The organism is Actinomadura barringtoniae (assembly GCF_017573505.1).
Classification (GTDB): Bacteria; Actinomycetota; Actinomycetes; order Streptosporangiales; family Streptosporangiaceae; genus Spirillospora; species Spirillospora barringtoniae.
The window spans coordinates 268,957-287,341 of the sequence record NZ_JAGEOJ010000013.1 but is presented as its reverse complement, the minus strand read 5'-3'; the positions used below and the strand labels follow the sequence as shown (position 1 = coordinate 287,341).

Below are 18,385 nucleotides of genomic sequence, written 5' to 3'. Positions count from 1 at the left end.
GGCGACGGCGCAACCCCATGGACGGCAAGAGCGAAGGCAAGCACAAGGGTCCTGAGCGCGGCTCACGGCTCGGCGTCGCCGTACGGGCCGTCGTGCCGCTCGGTCTCGCGGTGGTCGTGGCGGTCGGCGTCGGTGGCGGGGTCGACCTCGTTCACCACGTTCAGCGGCCCGATCCCGAGCCCCAGTCGGCCTCCAAGCCGGTCAAGGCGGGCAAGGGGACCAAGACCGCCGGGCCGAAGGGCGCCGAGCCCCGTTACGTCGTCGGAGTGCGCCGGACGGGTGGCTCCCTGGTCGTCCGTGACCTGCGTACCGGCCACGACGTGGGCCTTCCCGTCGCCGCCCCGCAGGGCAGACGCTTCCAGCGGGTCGCCTCCGAGGGCGACGGCTCGTACGTGGTGGCCGCCGCGACCCCGGGGTCGGGTTCGAGCAAGGTGACCTTCCAGCGGCTCACCCTTGAAGAGGACGGCCATCCGAAGGACCTTGAGGCCATTCCGCGCGTCAGCGTTCCCGGCGCCTCCACCGAGTGGTCCGACCTCGCCGTCGGCTCCGACGGCGACAAGATCGCGTACGTGACGTACAGCGGCACCCGCAGCCGCATGAGCGTGGTGTCGGTCGAGACCGGCGCGCGCAAGACCTGGACCACCAAGGCGCCCGCCCGCATCAGCAGCCTGTCGTGGGCCGGTGACACCCTCTCGTTCGTGTGGAACCCGCTGCGCACGGTCGCGGGCAAGCAGGTCGAGAAGGCCCACCAGGTGCGGACGCTCGACACCTCGGGCGCCGCCGGCGACCTGAAGGTGAGCAGGCCGATACTCAAGCTGCCCGAGGGCAGCCGGGCCGCCGTGCTCAGCCCGGACGGCATGAGGATCGTGACGACCGTCACCGACGGCCGGCAGGTGCTGGTCAAGTCCTATTACGTGACGAGCGGCAAGCCGGCCGAGGTGCTCTGGGAGCAGAAGGCCGAGGCCACGGTCGCCCACCACGAGGGTCCCGAGGTGGCGCGCCTGGACCCCGACCCGACGGGCGACCACTACCTGGCCACCGGCGGCGACGGGCGGCTGTTCTCCGAGAGCGTCGGGGCTGTTCCGGCCGCCGATCTCAGCGACGCCGCCTGGTGATCTTGGCCTCATCCGGCCGGGACGACGTAGGGTTGGCGAAGGAGACGAACCCGGGCGAACGGAGCGAACCGTGGGCATGGTGATGGCCGTCAGCTTCACCCGGTACGGCCGGCTCTACTACCTGGACCCGGGCTCGCACTTGCCCAAGGTCGGCGACAAGGTACTGGTTCCGACCGACTCCGGACCCGAGGTCGCCGAGTGCGTCTGGGCGCCGCAGTGGGTGTCGGAGGACATCGACGGTCTCCCGCTCTGCGGCGGGCCCGCCACCGACGAGCACCTGTCCCGGGACGAGACCAACCGGCGGCGCCGAGCGGAGGGGCGCAGCATCGCCAAGCGCCTGATCCGCAAGCACGAGCTCCCGATGAAGGTCATCGGCGTCGACTACCTCGACTCCGACAACGTCTTCAAGGTCTACTTCTCCGCGCCCCACCGGGTCGACTTCCGCGCACTGGTCCGCGACCTGGCGCGCAACGTGAAGGCCCGCGTGGAGCTCCGCCAGGTCGGCCCGCGCGACGAGGCGCGCCTCCAGGGCGGCATCGGCCCCTGCGGGCGCGACCTGTGCTGCGCCACGTTCCTCAAGGACTTCGAGCCGGTCTCGGTCCGCATGGCCAAGGAACAGGACCTGCCGGTCAACCCGCTGCGCATCGCGGGCGCCTGCGGCCGCCTGATGTGCTGCCTGAAGTACGAGCACCCGCTCTACATGGAGTTCAAGGAGAAGGCCCCGCGCCTGGGCTCCAAGGTCCAGACGCCCGAGGGCGAGGGCGCGGTCATCGGCTACAACGTCCCGGGCGACACCGTGACGGTGAAGGTCGGCTCCCGGCGTTGTGCGTGCCCGTCCGCCTCGGTGTGCTCGCCCCGGCAGCAGCACGAGTCCTACTACGGAGACGGCGACGCGGTCGCCACCGCCGACCCCGAGGCCCCCGAAGAGAGCAACCCCGAGGCCTAGCCGTACAGTCGGGTCGCGCGGCGAAGGCCTGCGGCGCGGCGGTGCCTGGTCCGGCGCGCGTGGGGTCCGTTCCTCAGGCGCGTGCACGATCCGCTCCTGCCCCTCCAGGCCACAGGCTGCTGCTGAACGGACGGGTCCTCGCGCAGGATCGCCTCCTGCAGATCCCGGAGCGTACGGCCGGGCTCAAGGCCCAGCTCCTCGTCCAGGATGCGGCGGCCCTCCTGATAGGCGTTCAGCGACTCCGCCTGGCGTCCCGCCCGCGCCAGGGCCGTCATGAGCTGGGCACGCAGCCGTTCCCGCAACGGGTTCTCGGCGACCAGCGCCATCAGCTCCCCGGTGACCTCGTGGTGGTGCCCGCGCGCCAGCTCCAGCTCGGCCAGCTCCTCGGCGACGGTCAGCCGCAGCTCGGTCCAGCGGAGCCCGCCCGCCGCCACGATCGGGCTGTCCAGCCCGGCGAGCACCGGCCCGCGCCAGTGCGCCAGCGCCGCCCGGTACCGTTCCGCCGCCTCGTCCGGACGCCCCGCGCCCGCCGCATCGCGTGCCAGCGCCACGGCCTCCTCGGCGGCCTCCGCGTCGATGCGCACGGCCCCGATGTTGAGGCGGTAGCCGGGCCGTACGGTCTCGATCACATCGGCCTCGACGCCCGCCGTACGGAACGCGCGCCGCAGCCCCGAGACGGCGATCGCGACCTGCGTGCGCATCGAGGTGGGCGGCCGGTCGTCCCAGACCGCCTCGCCCAGCCGTTCGGTCGACACCACCCGGCCGGCCTCCAGCACGAGCGTGGCCAGCAGCAGCCGCGGCCGGTATCCCTTCAGATGAACGGGCCGGCCGCCCCTGCCGGCCGCCTGCATCGGACCCAAGATGCGGAACTCCACTGGAGCCGCCTTCCTCTCCATCGGAACGTCGCTACCCCCGTAGCGGGGCGGAAGGAAGACAAACATGTTCCGCACCTGGGCGCCGCCGAACGGTGGGCAAGGCCGTTCAGCTCCATTCAGAATCGCGTTCACGCAGGTGGAACGGTTGAGCCGCTGGACAAATCGCCGGTCGAAGCCGGCTGAGTCAGCTGAAGGTGCACTGGCGGGTGACGCCGGGGTTCGGGTGTTGCTTGCCGGTGAGCCGGTCGGCGGGCATGAAGCCCCAGCCCTCCAGCTCCGGCTTCCCCGCCGACTTGTCGGCCTGCGTGTAGTACCAGATGTCGTTGCCGCCCGCGTGCTGCTGGCCGTGCGTCCAGCACACGAACCAGCTCTCCTCGGTGTACATGAAGCCGATCCGCACACCGCTGTTCGCGTGCTCGTAGACCGTCGAGTTGGTCAGGTTCGCGCACTGGAAGACGAACGGCCAGGTGGTCTTGGTCCGGACGTCGGTGTGGCCGCGGCCGGTGAGCTTCTGGCAGGCGTCCTGGGAGCCGGGGTTGTTGACGGGGGCCGCGGACGGGTTCTTGGAGCCCTTCGCGTCGCCCGGCGAGTTCGTGCCGTCGCCGTGGCGTGAGGTGACGACCACGACCACCGCGACCGCCGCCGCGACGACCAGCGCGCCCACGCCGATCAGCAGCGCGCGGTCACGCCCGTTCGACGGCAGCCTGGACCCGCCGTGAGGCGCGGGAGGGAGCGGAGGTCGTGAGGCCTGAGGGGCGGTGGCCACGGGCGGCTGGCGGAAGGCTTGGGGCGCGTCGGCGAACGGCTGTGGCTGGGACGCGAGCCGGTCCCACTGCACCTTCCAGGCGCTGAGCTCGGTCTCGATCTGCGGCCACAGGCGGTAGATCAGGCACGCCTCGACGAAGCGCAGCGCGGCGGTCTCGGGCGGCCGGCTGAGGGGGTTGCGGCCGATGAGGTTGGAGATCGCGGCGGGGGAGAGGCCGGTGACGCGGCCGGTCAGGGTCCGGTACTTCGGCGCTCCGCACCACTCGTAGAGCGCGCGCAGGGCATCGGTGAACTCCGCCCAGGTCCCGGGTCTGCCCGGCGACGGTGGGGGCGGTGTGCTGGGGGTGGACAAAGGGACGCTCCAGGGGAACGTGGGCTGGTTTCCGGTTATTGTGACGGATTGATCATCCTGGTGGTTCGCCCCGGTTCATGCCGTGCATAGCCGAACACAAGCGAATGCATAACGCCTCTCTCTACGGTGATCGCCATGAAGACGACCCCCCATGTGAATCGACTTCTCATCGCCGGAGTCGCGACCGCAGCGGTCGCCGGTTCCGGCATCGCCATCGCCGCCACCGCGCACGGCTCGAACGGTCGCAGCGCCTCGACGGTCGGCGCGAACGCCTCCGTTCAGGCGGCGCCCAGGTACCAGCTGCCGTTCTCGTGCGGGCAGAGCTGGCGGCTCGACACCTGGGCGAGCGACCACAACCCGGCGCTCGACATGACGCGCGAGCCCAACAAGCCCGCCACCGAGGGCTCCACGGTCCTCGCGCCCGCCGCGGGCAAGGTGAACATGTCGTTCTGGCACCAGAACGCCGGCAACGTCATCCAGATCAACCACGGCGGCGGCTACTTCACCACCTACCTGCACCTGAAGTCGCGGACGGTGAAGGTCGGGCAGAAGGTGAGCCTCGGCACCAGGATCGGCTACGTCGGGCACACCGGGCCGACCTCCAACGGCGTTCCGCACCTGCACTTCGAGCAGGGCTACGACTACAACCACGACGGCAAGGTCGAGTGGGGCTACGTCACCCGCGAGCGCATCAAGGCCTCGTTCGACGGCAAGACCTACACCGGCGCGGGCAAGACCTGGCACAAGATCAAGAGCAAGAACAAGTGCGCCCCGAAGCCGCCGAAGAAGTACTACGTGAAGACCAAGGCCAAGGCGGGCGGTTACAACAGCCCGACCGGCAAGACCCGCGTCGGCTGGCTGAACGCGCAGAAGAACTACGTGTTCTGCTCCGCCAAGGGCCGTTCGGTCACGTGGTCGAAGAACAAGTCGAGCTGGTGGCTGAAGACCGACCTCGACACCGGCCAGGTCAACAAGTACGTGTCCGCCGCCTACCTCGGTAAGGGCGGCGCGCAGCCCAAGGACCTGAACGGCAAGACGATTCCCGTCTGCAAGTGACCTCTCTCCGCTGCGAGTGACCTGACTCCCTCCCGACGGCAGGTCTCAGCAGCACGCATGGCGCGCGGATCGGGCTGGTCCGCGCGCCATGCGCGCGTTCCGTGTGCTCCGTGTGCTCCGTGCGTCTCCGGCGTCTTGCGCGTCTCGTGCGTCTCGGGCGTTCCGCAGGATCGACTCGTTCAGGCCGCGCAGGCCCGGGCCCGGCTCCAGCCCGAGCTCGCCGGCGAGGAGCCGCCTTCCCTCGCGGTAGACCGCCAGCGCCTCGTTCAGCCGCCCGGACCGTACGAGCGCCATCATCAGCAGGTAGCGCAGCCGCTCGCGGTAGGGCTCCTCGGCGACGACCGGCATGAGCGCCCCGGCCAGTGTCCGGTGACGGCCGCGGGCCAGGTCGATCTCGGCGGCCTCCTCGTGCAGGGACAGCCTCAGCTCTTCCCAGGGGAGAACGGCCGGGGCGAGGTTGGAGCGATCCAAGCCGTGCAGGACCGGGCCCCGCCATTGCAGCAGCGCGCCCCGGTAGAACAGGACCGCCTCGTCCAGGCGTCCCACCGCCGCTGCCGCGCGCCCCTCGGCCACCCGCTCCTCGACCGTACGGGTGTCGATCCACGACGCGTCCCCGCGCAGCCGGTAGCCGGGCGCGACCGTCTCGATCACGCTGCCCGCCGTGTCTCCGATGGCGCGGCGCACGTTCGACACCGCGATCGCTATCTGCGTGCGCGCCGAGACCGGTGACGCGACGCCCCACACCGCCTCGATCAGCCGCTCGACCGGCACGACCCGTCCGGGCGCCAGCAGCAGCGACGCCAGCACCAGCCGCGACTGCCGCCCGCTCAGCCGCAGCGGCCGTCCCCCGACGGTCCCCTGCAGCGGCCCCAATATTCGAAACTCCACCCGTCCGCACTCCTTCTCGGCCGGCGGCCGGATCCCCCGCGGAACCGGCCGCCGTACCGAACCCCCGCCGTTCAAGTAAGGCAGCCGACGGCATGCGAAGGTAAGGATCTTGATGGGGTCGCCGGTTCAGATCAGTTCAGAACCGTCCGTTTTCGCAGGTCAGCAGCAGGTCGGCAGCAGGTCGGCAGCAGGTCGGCAGCAGGTCGGCGGCAGATCAGGGGCGGTTCAGATGAAGTGGCACTGCCGGGCGACGGTCGGGTCGGGGTGCTCCTCGGTCTGGACGTCCGAGGCGGGCATGAAGCCCCAGCCGCCCTTGTCGGACGGCTTATGACCCTTGTCGGCCTTGGTGTAGTACCAGATGTCGTTGCCGCCCCAATGCTGCCGGCCGCGCGCCCAGCACATGAAACGGCCCGGGTCGGTCTCGGCGTAGCCGACGACGACGTTGAGGCTGCGCTCCTGGTAGACGGCGGCGCTCACCCGGTTCGGGCACTGGTAGAACCCGCTCCAGGAAATGTTGAGGTTGGAGTCGGGGATGGTCCCGCGAACGTAGACGCAGTTCTTGGTCGGGTCGGGTGAGGACTCCTGGATGGTGAACCCGACGATCGCCATCACGGTGGCGGTGAGGACCGACGAGGCGAGGCCGACCTCCGTCCGCCCTGGTCGCCATGACCTCCGCCTGCGCCGGACGGGCTGGGTGGATCGGTCCAAGGGATCATGCCGTACGGGCGACCCGTTCTGGGCCGCGATCGCTTCGGGAACCGCTTCAAGGGGCGGTGGCGGTGTGAGTACGGCCTCCGGTGCCGCGGCCGCAGCGGGTGCGGGTGGCGCGGCGACGGGTGCGGGTGGCGCGGCGACGGGCGTGGGTGGCGCGGCGACGGGCGCGGGCGGCGTGATCTCGGGTTCGGGGGCCTGCTGCGCGTCGGCGAGGTGCCGCCAGTGGTCGGTCCAGCGCGGGAGTTCGGACTCGGGATCGGGGTGGCCGCCGTACGTGAGGCAGCCGAACACGAACCGCCGCGTCCCGGTCTCGGGCGGCTGGGACAGCGGGTTCTTGCCGATCAACGTCGAGACGGCCGCCGGTGACAGGCCCGTGACCCGGCTGCACAGCGCGCGGTACTTCGGCGTCCCGGCCCACTCGTACAGCTCACGCAGGCGCGCGGTGAACTCCGGCCACGACGATGCGCCCTCCGGTCCCGGAGGTGGCGAGGGCGGTGGCGGAGAAGGTGGTGTCAATGGTGACTCGGGGGGACGGGTCACGCGAATCTCCCGGTAATGGGTGAGGCTCCGATTCGCGGGGTTTTCTGGACTATACCGGGGGCGTCAGCAGCGCGCGGAACTCGCGGGCACTCTCGGCGGGCTTCTCGACCTGCGGCATGTGCCCGCAATCGGGGATCAGGGCGAGCCGCGCGCCCGGGATGCGGCGGGCGGCGGTGACGGCGAGCCTCGGGTCCAGCACCTTGTCTCCAAGCCCCCACACCACCAGCGTCGGGACCGTGAGGCGCTCGGCGTCACGCCACAGCGACCCTCTGCCCTGGCGGACCCAGTCCGCGACGGCGCCGCGCATGGTCCGGAAGAACTGCTCGTCGGCGTGCGGGAGGGCGTCGTGGCGTTCCTGCTCGGCGACGGCCTCGGCCCACCGGTCCCGGGTGAGCGAGGACAGGTCGTGGAAGTCGTGCTCGTACCGGATCTTGACGCGCCGCTCGGCGGGTACGCGCCGCAGCAGCGGCCCGAGCAGGCGTTCCCCGGCGAACGGCACGCTCGGCAGCGCGAGCAGCCCGGCCCGCACGTACGCGCGCAGGTCGGGCAGGGCGGGGGCGAAGAGCGTCAGCGAACGCACGAGTTCGGGCCGGTTCGCGGCCACCCGGATCGCGATCATCCCGCCGAGCGAGTTGCCGCCCAGGTGCACCGGGCCGCGCCCGCACTCCTCGATGAGGCCGGCGACCGACCGGGCGTGCGCGCCGATCGAGTAGTCGCCGTCGGGCGGCGGGGGCGAGAAGCCGTAACCGGGCAGGTCCACCGCGTCGCCCGCCACGACGTCGCGCACCTCGTGCAGGAAGTCGGTGAAGTCGACGGACGTGCTGGCGAAGCCGTGCAGGAAGAGCCCGGGCTCGGCCGATCCGTCGCGCGGTGCGGCGGTACGGACGAACAGCCGCCGCCGGTCGTCGATGCCGACCAGTTCGCCCGGCCAGTGAGGGGTGGACTGCCGCACCTCGGTCATCCGTGCTCCAGGCTCTGCGGGGGCAAGTTGTTCCGACTGCACATACTGGCCGTCCAATAGTGCGGTGTCTGCTCGCAATCCGGGCAATCTTTGCGCTCGGGGGTTGTGCAGACCGACAATCGCCCGATGGACTCCCCGCTGTACCGCCGGGCGGCCGCGCAGGTGCCGCGGATGGCCCGCCGCATGATCGACGCGTTCGTCGTCGAGGTGCCGTTTTACGCGGCGCTGCCCCGGGAACTGCTGGACGGCGAGGTCGCCGACATCGCGATGAGCAACCTGCGGATCTTCCATCGCAGCCTGCGCGAGGACCGCGTGCCGACGCCGCAGGAGCTCGCCGAGCAGGCCGAGTCGGCGGCGCGGCGGGCGCAGGAGCGGTTCCCGCTGGACGCGCTGCTCGCCGTCTGCCACATCGGCGCCCGGGTCGGGCTGGAGATGCTCGGCGAGCTGGCCGGGCCCGAGGACACCGACGACCTGGTGGCCGCGGCGCCGCGGGCCGTCCGCTATCTGCAGGCCATGATCCCGGTGGTCGCGGACGCCTACCTGCAGGAACAGCAGGCGATCCACGGTGAGGACCGCGAGGCGCGGCGCGCCCTGGTGGAGGCGCTGCTGGCCGGTGAGCCCGCCGAGCCGCTGGCCGAACGCGTCGACCTCGACCTGGCCGCCTGCTACGTCGTGCTCGTGCTGCGCGTCGCGCCGGTGAAGGACCCGGCGGGGGAGTCTGCGGGGGAGCCGGCGGGGCGCGGGGTCTGGGCGCGCCGGACCGTACGGCTGATCCAGCGCGAACTCGACCAGCGCGGCCTCGACCAGCGGGCCGGGGATCGGCGGGCTGGAGATCAAAGGGTGGGGTTCCGGCGGGCGCTGCCGGTGCCGGGGCACGTGCTGTCGGCGCTCGACGGCAGCGGCGGGACCGTGCTGCTGGCGGCGTCCCCGGGCACGGTCGAGGCCGAGCTCGCCGCGCTGCCCGAGCTGGTCGAACGGATCGCCGCCGCGACCGGCGCGAAGGTCATCGCGGGCAACGCGGTCGGGGACGGGCTCCAGTCAGTTCCGGCGGCGGCGCGCGAGGCGGCGGAGGTCGCGGAGCTGGCCGAACGCCTCGGCCGCCCGTCCGGCCCGTACCGGCTCGACGACGTTCTGCTGGAGCACCAGCTGTCGCTGCCCGGCCCGGCGCGCGAACGGCTGGCCGGGCTGCTGGCGCCGCTCGCCGGGCATCCGCACCTGCTGGAGGCCGTACGGGCGTACGTGGAGTGCGGCTACAACCGGCACCAGGCCGCCGCGCACATCCACGTTCACCGCAACACGCTCAACTACCGGCTGCGGCGGGTCGAGACGCTGACCGGCATCGATCCGGCCGATCCGGTGGGCTCGCGCGTGCTGGCCGCCGCCCTGATCACCCACGACGTGGTCGAAAATGCCACTCAGATTGAGCGTTAAGGCCATCTCGGCAGGCCAGGCGGATCTCTACGTTTCCATGCATGCCCGAGCTGCCCGAGCCGCCCGATCTCCGACGCGATCCCGTGCGCACACCGACCCTGGCCACGTTCGCCCGCGCGGCGGCGGACCGCTTCGGCGAGGCCGTCGCGATCCGGTCGAGCCGGCCGTGCCGCTGGCCGGAGCTGAGCTACGCGCGGCTCGCCGAGCTGACCGACGAGCTCGCCCGCGGCCTGGTGGCGCTTGGCGTCACGCCTGGTGAACGGGTCGCGGTGCTGGCCGAGACCAGGCCCGAGTGGACGGTGTGCTCGCTGGCGATCGCGGCGGCGGGCGCGGTGTGCGTGCCGGTCTACCCGACCAACTCGCCGGAGGAGTGCGAGTGGGTGCTCGCCGACTCCGGCGCGTCCGTTCTGATCTGCGAGGACGCCGCGCAGGCCGCGAAGGTCGGGCCGCTGCGCGCCGGGCTGCCGCGGCTCCGGGACGTGGTGTCGATCGAGCCGGACCAGGGGCGGCCGGCGTCGCTGGACGACCTGCTGGCGTGGGGCCGCAAGGTCGATCCGGCGGAGCTCGACCGGCGGGCGGCGGCGGTCCCGGAGGACTCCGCGTACACGATCGTCTACACCTCCGGCACCACCGGCAACCCGAAGGGCTGCCCGCTCACGCACGCCGGGTGGAACGCGACGGCCGACGGGCTCGCGGGGCTCATCCCGGTCGGCGTCGGCGAGGTCGTCTACCTCTACCTGCCGCTCGCGCACATGCTCGCGCAGGCCGTTCAGCTGCAGGTCTTCGCGCTCGGCGGCGTGCTGCACTACTTCGGCGGCGACATCACCAAGGTGGTTGACGAGCTCGCGGAGGTGCGGCCGGACTTCCTGCCGTCCGTGCCGCGCATGTTCGAGAAGGTGTACGCGCGGGTGACCGCGTTGCTGGACGCGGCGCCGGAGGAGGACCGCGCGGCGTTCGGGCGGGCGCTGGACCTCGGGCGCCAGGTGCGCGACGCGGACGAACGCGGCGAGCCGGTGGCGGGCGACGTCCGCGCGGCCTTCGAGGAGGCCGACGAACGCTGGCTGTCGATGGTGCGGGGCGTGTTCGGCGGCCGGGTGCGGGAGGCGCTGACCGGGGCCGCGCCGATCGCCGTCGAGATCCTGGAGTTCTTCCACGCGTGCGGCGTTCCGCTGAACGAGGGCTACGGCATGACCGAGTCCACCGCCGTGATCAGCCTCAACGCGCGCGGGCGGCGCCGCTTCGGGACCGTGGGTCGGCCGATCCCGGGCGTGCGGGTACGGATCGCCGACGACGGCGAGGTCCTCGCGTCCGGCGGGAACGTCTTCGCCGGGTATCACGGCGACGAGGCCGCGACCGCCGAGGTGCTGGAGGGCGGCTGGCTGCACACCGGTGACCTGGGCGAGCTGGACGAGGACGGCTACCTGCGCATCACCGGCCGCAAGAAGGACCTGATCATCCCGGCGAGCGGCAAGAACATCAGCCCGTCCAACCTCGAGAACGACCTGCAGCGCTCCCGCTGGATCGCCGGGGCGGTCGTGCACGGCGACCGCCGCCCGTACCTGGTCGCGCTGCTCACGCTGGACGCCGAGGAGATCCGGCCCTGGGCGGTGGAACGCGGCCTGCCCGAGAACGTGAGCGACCTCGCCGACCACCCGGAGGTGATCGCACTCCTCCAAGGGGCGGTCGACGAGGTCAACGTCCGTTATTCGCGGCCCGAGCAGATCAGGCGCTTCGCCGTTCTGCCGCGCGACTTCACGCCGGAGAGTGGCGAGCTCACCCCGTCACTCAAGATCCGTCGCGCGGTCGTCAACGCGAACCACGCGGGCCTGCTCGACTCGCTCTACGGCGGCTAGGCGACCGGGACGGCTAGGTGACCGGGACGGCTAGGTGACCGGGACGGCTAGGCGACCGGGACGGGCTCGGGAGCGGGGAGCGCCTCGGGGGCCGGTCCCGGGTCGGAGGCCGTGGGGCGGGAGCCGCCCGGGAACGCGTAGCGGAAGATCTTGCCCCACGTGCTGCCGATCTGCTTGCGCAGCGAGCCCGTGTGGTACGGCAGGTCGTACTTGTCGCAGAGGGCCCTCACGCGCGGCGCGATCTCGGCGTAGCGGTTGCTCGGCAGGTCGGGGAACAGATGGTGCTCGATCTGGTGGCTGAGGTTGCCGGTCATCAGGTGGAAGAGCCTGCTGCCGGTGATGTTGGCCGAGCCGAGGAGCTGGCGGACGTACCACTCGCCCCTGGTCTCGCCCTCGAGCTGCTCCTCCTCGAAGACCTCGACGTCGCCGGGGAAGTGCCCGCAGAAGATGATCGTGTGCGCCCAGACGTTGCGGGCGACGTTCGCGGTGAAGTTCGCGGCGAGCGTGGAGAGGAACTGCGGGCCGGTGAGCAGCGGGAACGCCACGTAGTCCTTGGCCCACTGGCGCGCGATCTTGCGGCCGATGGCGCGCAGCTTCTCCTTGGTCTCCTCGGGGTCGTTCTCCCCGGCCCGGATGCTGTCGATGTCCAGGTCGTGCAGGGCGACGCCGTACTCGAAGAACATCGCCAGCAGCGCGTTGTAGATCGGCTGCGGCACGTTCGCCCAGTGCCACGGCTGCTCGGGCGTGACGCGCAGGATGCCGTACCCGACGTCGTTGTCCTTGCCGATCACGTTGGTGAAGGTGTGGTGCACGAAGTTGTGCGAGTGCTTCCACTGCTCGGCGGGGGAGACGTTGTCCCACTCCCACGTGGTCGAGTGGATCTTGGGGTCGCGCATCCAGTCCCACTGGCCGTGCATGACGTTGTGCCCGATCTCCATGTTCTCCAGGATCTTGGCGACGGTGAGCGTCGCGGTCCCGGCGATCCAGGCGGGCGGCAGCGCGGAGGCGAACAGCATCGCCCGGCCGCCGATCTCCAGGGCGCGCTGCAGGCGGATGACGTTGTGGATGTACGCGGAGTCGCGGTCGCCGAGGTCGGCGGTGATCTCGTCGCGCAGGGAGTCCAGCTCCCGCGCGATCGTCTCGTAGTCGGCCTCGGTCAGGTGCTCGGCAGTCATGTCGTCGTACTCCTCGGTTCGGAGGCTCGTTCAGAAACGCGTTCGTAGACGCGCTCAGGGACGCGCTCAGGACGCGTTCGGAGACGTGTTCAGAGGTCGATTTCGACCGGGCCGGCGGCCGCGGAGACGCAGGTCTGGATGAGGTGGCCCTCTTCGCCGTGGACCTCGCCGGTGCGCAGGTCGCGGACCTGTCCGGAGCAGAGGCGGCCGACGCAGCTGTAACAGATCCCCATCCGGCAGCCGCTGGGCAGCATGGCCCCGGCTTGCTCGCCCGCGTCCAGAAGCGGGGTGGCGCCGTCGGCGTCGGTCTCGATGCCGCTCTTGGCGAACGTCACGCGCCCGCCCTCGCCGTCGGTGACCGCCAGCACGGGCCGAAATCGTTCGATGTGCAGTCGTTCGGCGGCGCCCGCGTCCGCCCAGTGCCGGGCGATCTCGTCGAGGAGGTCGCCGGGGCCGCAGGCCCAGGTCTCGCGCTCGGCCCAGTCGGGGCACGCGTCGCCCAGGTCGGCGAGCTTCAGCCGCCCGTCGGTGGCGGTGTGCCGCTCGTGCAGCGTCAGCCACGGCAGCCGCCGGGCGAGCGCCCGCAGCTCCGCCCCGAAGATGACGTCGTCGGGGGTACGGGCCGAGTGGATCAGCACGATGTCGGGCCCGGCGCCGCGCCCCCGAGACGCGGCGTCGGGAGTCTGCGCGGTGTCCCCGGCCTGGTGCTCGGCCAGCTGGCGGAGCATCGCCATGACCGGGGTGACGCCGCTGCCCGCCGTGACGAAGAGGATCCGGCCGGGCGCGGGCGAGGGGAGCGTGAACTCGCCCTCGGCCTCGGCGAGCCGGATGATCGTTCCGGGGCGTACGGCGTGCACCAGGTGCTTGGACACGACGCCGTCGGCCGCGGCCTTGACCGTGATGGTGAGGCGGCCGTCGGAACGCGGCGGGGACGACAGCGAGAACGTCCGCCAGTGCCGGACGCCGTCGATGTCGACGCCGATCTTCAGCCACTGGCCGGGGCGGTGTCCCGGCCAGACGCGGCCGGGCCGGATGACCAGCGTGGCCGCGCCCGGCGCCTCGTGCCGCACGGCCTCGATCCGGCCGCGCAGCTCGGCGGTCGACCAGAGCGGGTTGACCAGTGCGAGGTAGTCCTCGGGCAGCAGTGGCGTGGTGAGCCAGCGGGCGGCGTCGCCCAGCCGGCGTCGTAGTGGTGTGCGGGGCGGTGTCGCGTGCGGAGCGGTCGTCATGGGGCCTCCCCCGGGGCGCTAACTTACGCTTGCGTAACCTACGGTTACGTAGGCGAAGGTTTATGGGCAAGGCTTCTATGACAAATGGGACGGGCATCACACCATCCCAAAATGTGACATCGAGTGGTGTAATGCCCGTTGATAAGTTGTTCGGTCAGAGTGCGCGCCTAGCGCAGAAACCCTGTGCTGACCTCAGGAAGTCATCAGGAGAACTTCGTCTTGGGACGCTCCTCGCGCACGCCGTCGACGTAGATGTCGACCTTCTCGTTGTAGAAGCAGACCATGCCGCCCACGCGCTCACCCTCAGGGAGCGGCGAACTGTAGCCCCAGGCGAGATCGGGGTGGACGTCGCCGCCCGCGCGGATGGCCCAGTAGTGCGCCCAGCCCTTGTAGGGGCAGCCGGTGGTGGTCTCGGTGGCCTCCAGCAGGTCCATCCGTACATCGGGCTTGGGCAGGTAGTAGCGCACCGGCAGCCCGGTCTCGAAGAGCAACCGGGCGTTGGAGGACTCGGCGACCGTCACGCCCGCCACCTCGACGCGGATGTGGCGCGAACTCGGCAGGATGTCGACGCGGGTGTACGGGCTGCGCGGGTGGACGAAGACCTCCTCGTCCTCCTCGAACCAGGAATCCATCGCGTTCCAGTCCAGGCGCACCAGGCCGCGCAACTCCTCGACCGGCGAGTCCTCGTACCGCAGTGCCGCGCCCGGCGCATCAGCGCCGTCGACCTTCACCGTGTAGGCGGTCGAGTCGCCGCGGCTGGGTGAACGCTTGCCCGGACCGTCATGTACGAGCTCGGCCCGTACGTCTTCCAGCGGGAAGTAGTAGGTGGGGTAGCTCGGGTTCTCCCAGACGAAGTGCGACCTGAGGGAATCGACCACCACCCGGCCGCCGAGGTAAGCACGGACCCGCTTGACGCCCTGTTCGACACGGACGCGGGTCTTGGCCGAGGGACTGCCCTGTTGTGTGCCCATGACCTGGGCAACAGCCCGTGCGAGATGTCTATTTCGCGGGGGTTCGCAAGATTTGGCAAGGGGGCGCGACGCGATTTCATGGATTTCTTAGGTTCAGATCAGAATCCGACAAGATCACGCTACGAGCCTGCGGCATATGAAATCGCCCCTCAAGCGCAGGACTCTGCTGGTCAACGGCGCGCTCGGCGTGCTGCTGGTCGCCGGGGTCGGCGCCGCCTACTTCACGCTCGCCGATGACGGCGCGCAAGCGCAACAGGGGCGCCAGCGCGTCTCCCAGGTCGCGCGCGGGACGGTCCAGTCGTCGGTGTCGGCCTCCGGCTCGGTCGCCAGCGCCCGCAGCCGCTCGCTGAGCTTCGGCACGTCCGGCACGGTCAAGAAGATCTACGTCAAGGCCGGCGACAAGGTCTCCAAGGGAGACGTGCTCGGCAGCCTCGACCAGAGCTCGGCCCAGGACAGCCTGGAGGCGGCGCGGCTCACCTACGACGCGGCCGCCGACACGCTCAGCGGCACCAGCAGCTCCAAGGCCGACGCCTACGCGAAGGCCTACTCGAGCTACGTGCAGGCCAAGAACGCCTACCGTTCCGCGGAGCAGACGCTGTCGGACACCGTGCTCAAGGCGCCGTTCGGCGGAACGATCACGGCGGTCAACGGCGACGTCGGGGACTCCTCCAGCGGGTCGTCGTCGGCGTCCTCCTCGTCCAGTTCCTCGTCGTCCTCGGGCAGTGGGGGCTCGGGCTCTGGAACGGGATCGGGCTCCGGATCGGGTGGCTCGGGTTCGTCCTCGTCCTCGTCGTCGTCCGGGAGCGGGTCGTCCTCGGGCTTCTTCGAGCTCGTCGACACCAAGTCGCTGGAGATCCAGGGGAACTTCACCGAGTCCGACACGACCAAGCTGAAGGTCGGGCAGAAGGCGACCGTCACGTTCGACGCGCTCACCGGCAAGACCGCGACCGGGAAGATCAGCGAGATCGCGGTCTCGCCGACCACGACCAACAACGTGGTCACCTACCCGGTCACGATCAAGCTGACCGAGGTTCCGTCCGGCGTGCGGGTCGGCCAGACGTCCACCGTGGAGATCGTCACCGGCAGCGCCAGCGACGTCCTCTACGTGCCGACCGCTGCGATCAAGACCGCGGGCGGGCAGAGCACCGTGACCGTGATGGTGAACGGCAAGCAGGTCGTGAAGACCGTCGAGACCGGGATCAAGGGCGACCAGGGCACCGAGATCAAGTCCGGGCTGGAGGAGGGCGACCAGATCGTCATCACCAGCACGACCACCGGCACAGGGACGACCAACCTGCGTTTCCCGGGCGGCGGTGCTCCGGGCGGCGGCTTCGGCGGCGGCGCGGGCGGCGCCGGCGGCGGGGCTCGCGGCGGCGGGACGCGCCGATGACCGCCCTGGGCGCTCGGGGCGTTCCGGTCGCGGGGTCCCTGGAGCCCGGCGCGCCCGTTCTCGATCTGCAGGCCGTCACCAAGGTCTACGGCGAGGGCGACACGGCCGTGCACGCGCTGCGCGGCCTGACGCTGTCGGTCGAACGCGGCGACTACGTGGCGATCATGGGCGCCTCCGGGTCCGGCAAGTCCACGCTGATGAACATCATCGGGTGCCTGGACGTGCCGAGCGACGGCCGCTACCGGCTGGACGGCCTGGACGTCGGCGGCCTGGACGAACGGCGGCTGTCGATCCTGCGCAACCGCAAGCTCGGCTTCATCTTCCAGTCGTTCAACCTCATCCCGCGGATGACCGCGCTGGCCAACGTCGAGCTGCCCCTCGCGTACGGCGGCGTGAAGAAGGACGAGCGGCGCAGGCGCGCCCTCGCGGCGCTCGCCGAGGTCGGTCTGTCGGACCGGCTCGGGCACGAGCCGAACGAGCTGTCGGGCGGGCAGCAGCAGCGCGTCGCGGTCGCGCGGGCGCTGGTCACGGCGCCGACGCTGCTGCTGGCCGACGAGCCGACGGGCGCGCTGGACAGCCGTTCCACCGCCGAGGTGCTCGCCATCTTCGACCGGCTCAGCCTGTCGGGACGCACGCTCGTCGTCATCACACACGAGGCCGAGGTGGCCGCGCACGCCAAGCGGATCATCCGGCTGGTGGACGGGCGGATCGCCGACGACCGGCGCGAGTCCGCGGTGGCCGCCCCGCCGCCGCGCCTCGCCTGGACGCGGGAGGGCGCGCGATGAACGCGGCGGAGATCCTGCGGTTCGCGGTGCGCGGGCTGAACGCGAACAAGATGCGCAGCGGGCTGACGACGCTCGGCATCCTGATCGGCGTCGCGGCCGTGATCGTGCTGGTCGCTGTCGGCAACGGCTCGTCCGAGGCCATCAAGAAGAGCATCCAGCGGCTGGGCGCGAACTCGCTCACGGTCACGAAGTCCACCACGGGTGGTGGCTTCGGCGGGCGTGGCGGGTTCGGAGGCTTCGGCGGTGGCGGCGGTCCGGGCGGTGGCGGCGGTCCCGGGGGAGCGGGAGCCGGTGCCGGTGGCTCGTCGCAGAGCAGCGGGCCGCGTACGCAGGCGCACGACCTGACCATGGCGGACGCGGCGGCGCTCGTCGACAAGGTGAACGCGCCCTCGGTGAAGAGCGCGTCGCCCGTCGTCAACTCCTCGCAGGTCACCGCGACGTACCTCAGCGGCAGCGCGACCGTGAACCAGTTCATCGGCACGACGCCGACCTACTTCTCGGCCGCCAACAAGACCGTGCGGCTCGGCAGCGGGTTCACCGACGCCGACGTGACCGCGGGCAACAAGGTCGCGGTGATCGGCAACACCGTCGCCGAGGACCTGTTCGGGCAGACCGGCGCCGTCGGCAAGAAGATGACGGTGTCCGGCGCCGAGTTCACCGTGGTCGGCGTGCTGAAGGAGAGCGGCTCGTCCTCGTCCAGCTTCATGGACGCCGACAGCGTCGTGATCGCCCCGATCAGCACCGTACGGGAGACGCTCACCGGCTACGGCGGCGTCGACCAGATCGTCGTGGAGGCCAAGGACTCGGGCGTCGTCGACGCCGCGCAGGCCGAGGTCACCGACATCCTGGACCAGCGGCACGACATCACCGGCACCGCCAGCGCCGACTTCCAGGTGACCAACCAGGCGAGCATCCAGTCGGCGGTGAGCGAGTCGAACAAGACGTTCACCGTCCTGCTCGGCGCGGTCGCCGCGATCAGCCTGCTGGTCGGCGGCATCGGGATCACCAACATCATGCTGGTCACGGTCACCGAACGGACCAGGGAGATCGGCATCCGCAAGGCGATCGGCGCGCCGCGCGGCGCGATCCTCGGCCAGTTCATGGCCGAGGCGACGCTGCTCAGCCTGGTCGGCGGCATCCTCGGCGTCGTCGCCGGGGTGATCGGGAGCCTGTTCACCATCGTCGGCGTGCAACCCGTCATCGTCCCGTCCTCGATCGTGCTGGCGCTCGGGGTGTCGGTCGCCATCGGCCTGTTCTTCGGCAGCCTGCCGGCGAGCCGCGCCGCCAACCTGCGTCCCATCGAGGCGCTGCGTCATGAGTGAGGCGTCATGAGTGAATC

General features: G+C 71.1%; 16 protein-coding genes. 8 read left to right on the top strand and 8 right to left on the bottom strand.

The features are described 5' to 3' along the window. The first annotated feature begins 17 nt into the window (after positions 1-17). Both J4573_RS31260 and J4573_RS31255 read left to right on the top strand, forming a co-directional pair. Positions 18-1,115 carry a TolB-like translocation protein gene (locus J4573_RS31260; RefSeq protein WP_208259482.1) on the top strand — a complete coding sequence of 366 codons (1,098 nt, stop codon included), beginning with the start codon at positions 18-20 and terminating at the stop codon, positions 1,113-1,115. A 76-nt stretch (positions 1,116-1,191) separates the two neighbouring features. After that, positions 1,192-2,061 carry a PSP1 domain-containing protein gene (locus J4573_RS31255; RefSeq protein WP_208259574.1) on the top strand — a complete coding sequence of 290 codons (870 nt, stop codon included), beginning with the start codon at positions 1,192-1,194 and terminating at the stop codon, positions 2,059-2,061. Here the strand turns inward: J4573_RS31255 and J4573_RS31250 are convergent. Continuing rightward, positions 2,058-2,936: an AfsR/SARP family transcriptional regulator gene (locus J4573_RS31250; protein WP_208259481.1), complete on the bottom strand. Its 879-nt coding sequence runs from the start codon at positions 2,934-2,936 to the stop codon at positions 2,058-2,060. The two genes, J4573_RS31255 and J4573_RS31250, sit on opposite strands and share 4 nt — an antisense overlap. A 184-nt stretch (positions 2,937-3,120) precedes the next feature. After that, positions 3,121-4,053 (bottom strand): hypothetical protein, encoded by a 933-nt coding sequence (locus J4573_RS31245; protein ID WP_208259480.1) that lies wholly within the window; start codon positions 4,051-4,053, stop codon positions 3,121-3,123. Between the two features lie 135 nt (positions 4,054-4,188). Here J4573_RS31245 and J4573_RS31240 point away from each other — a divergent pair, with 135 nt between their 5' ends. After that, positions 4,189-5,109 (top strand): M23 family metallopeptidase, encoded by a 921-nt coding sequence (locus J4573_RS31240; protein ID WP_208259479.1) that lies wholly within the window; start codon positions 4,189-4,191, stop codon positions 5,107-5,109. A gap of 45 nt (positions 5,110-5,154) precedes the next feature. On the opposite strand, the gene J4573_RS31235 is transcribed toward J4573_RS31240, so the two are convergent. The 3 genes from J4573_RS31235 to J4573_RS31225 all read right to left on the bottom strand — a co-directional run bounded on the left by J4573_RS31235 (position 5,155) and on the right by J4573_RS31225 (position 8,212). Continuing rightward, positions 5,155-5,997, bottom strand: coding sequence for an AfsR/SARP family transcriptional regulator (locus J4573_RS31235; protein WP_208259478.1), 843 nt, complete (start codon positions 5,995-5,997; stop codon positions 5,155-5,157). A gap of 225 nt (positions 5,998-6,222) precedes the next feature. Further along, entirely contained in the window at positions 6,223-7,251 is a 1,029-nt protein-coding gene (locus J4573_RS31230; RefSeq protein WP_208259477.1) for a hypothetical protein, read from the bottom strand. Positions 7,252-7,300: 49 nt separating this feature from the next. After that, positions 7,301-8,212, bottom strand: coding sequence for an alpha/beta fold hydrolase (locus J4573_RS31225; RefSeq protein ID WP_208259476.1), 912 nt, complete (start codon positions 8,210-8,212; stop codon positions 7,301-7,303). A 126-nt stretch (positions 8,213-8,338) separates the two neighbouring features. Between J4573_RS31225 and J4573_RS31220 the strand changes: the two genes are divergently transcribed. Further along, positions 8,339-9,643: a PucR family transcriptional regulator gene (locus J4573_RS31220; protein WP_208259475.1), complete on the top strand. Its 1,305-nt coding sequence runs from the start codon at positions 8,339-8,341 to the stop codon at positions 9,641-9,643. 41 nt (positions 9,644-9,684) lie between these two features. Next, positions 9,685-11,496 (top strand): AMP-dependent synthetase/ligase, encoded by a 1,812-nt coding sequence (locus tag J4573_RS31215; protein ID WP_208259474.1) that lies wholly within the window; start codon positions 9,685-9,687, stop codon positions 11,494-11,496. Between the two features lie 47 nt (positions 11,497-11,543). Here the strand turns inward: J4573_RS31215 and J4573_RS31210 are convergent, their stop codons facing one another. From J4573_RS31210 to J4573_RS31200, 3 genes are all read right to left on the bottom strand, one after another. Beyond that, entirely contained in the window at positions 11,544-12,671 is a 1,128-nt protein-coding gene (locus J4573_RS31210) for a fatty acid desaturase family protein (RefSeq protein ID WP_208259473.1), read from the bottom strand. Between the two features lie 89 nt (positions 12,672-12,760). Continuing rightward, complete coding sequence (locus J4573_RS31205) at positions 12,761-13,900, bottom strand: ferredoxin reductase (RefSeq protein ID WP_208259472.1); 1,140 nt, start codon at positions 13,898-13,900, stop codon at positions 12,761-12,763. Positions 13,901-14,103: 203 nt separating this feature from the next. Then, on the bottom strand, positions 14,104-14,871 hold the full coding sequence (locus J4573_RS31200) for a DUF427 domain-containing protein (RefSeq protein WP_208259471.1): 768 nt from the start codon (positions 14,869-14,871) through the stop codon (positions 14,104-14,106). A gap of 136 nt (positions 14,872-15,007) precedes the next feature. Here J4573_RS31200 and J4573_RS31195 point away from each other — a divergent pair, with 136 nt between their 5' ends. Genes J4573_RS31195 through J4573_RS31185 form a run of 3 tightly spaced genes read left to right on the top strand, consistent with a single transcriptional unit; the run spans position 15,008 to position 18,368 of the window. Beyond that, entirely contained in the window at positions 15,008-16,261 is a 1,254-nt protein-coding gene (locus J4573_RS31195) for a permuted SH3 domain-containing protein (protein WP_208259470.1), read from the top strand. After that, positions 16,258-17,046, top strand: a complete 789-nt coding sequence (locus tag J4573_RS31190; protein ID WP_208259469.1) for an ABC transporter ATP-binding protein — start codon at positions 16,258-16,260, stop codon at positions 17,044-17,046. Before J4573_RS31195 ends, J4573_RS31190 begins: the two co-directional genes overlap by 4 nt. Next, entirely contained in the window at positions 17,043-18,368 is a 1,326-nt protein-coding gene (locus tag J4573_RS31185) for an ABC transporter permease (RefSeq protein WP_208259468.1), read from the top strand. Before J4573_RS31190 ends, J4573_RS31185 begins: the two co-directional genes overlap by 4 nt. Positions 18,369-18,385 lie beyond the last annotated feature (17 nt).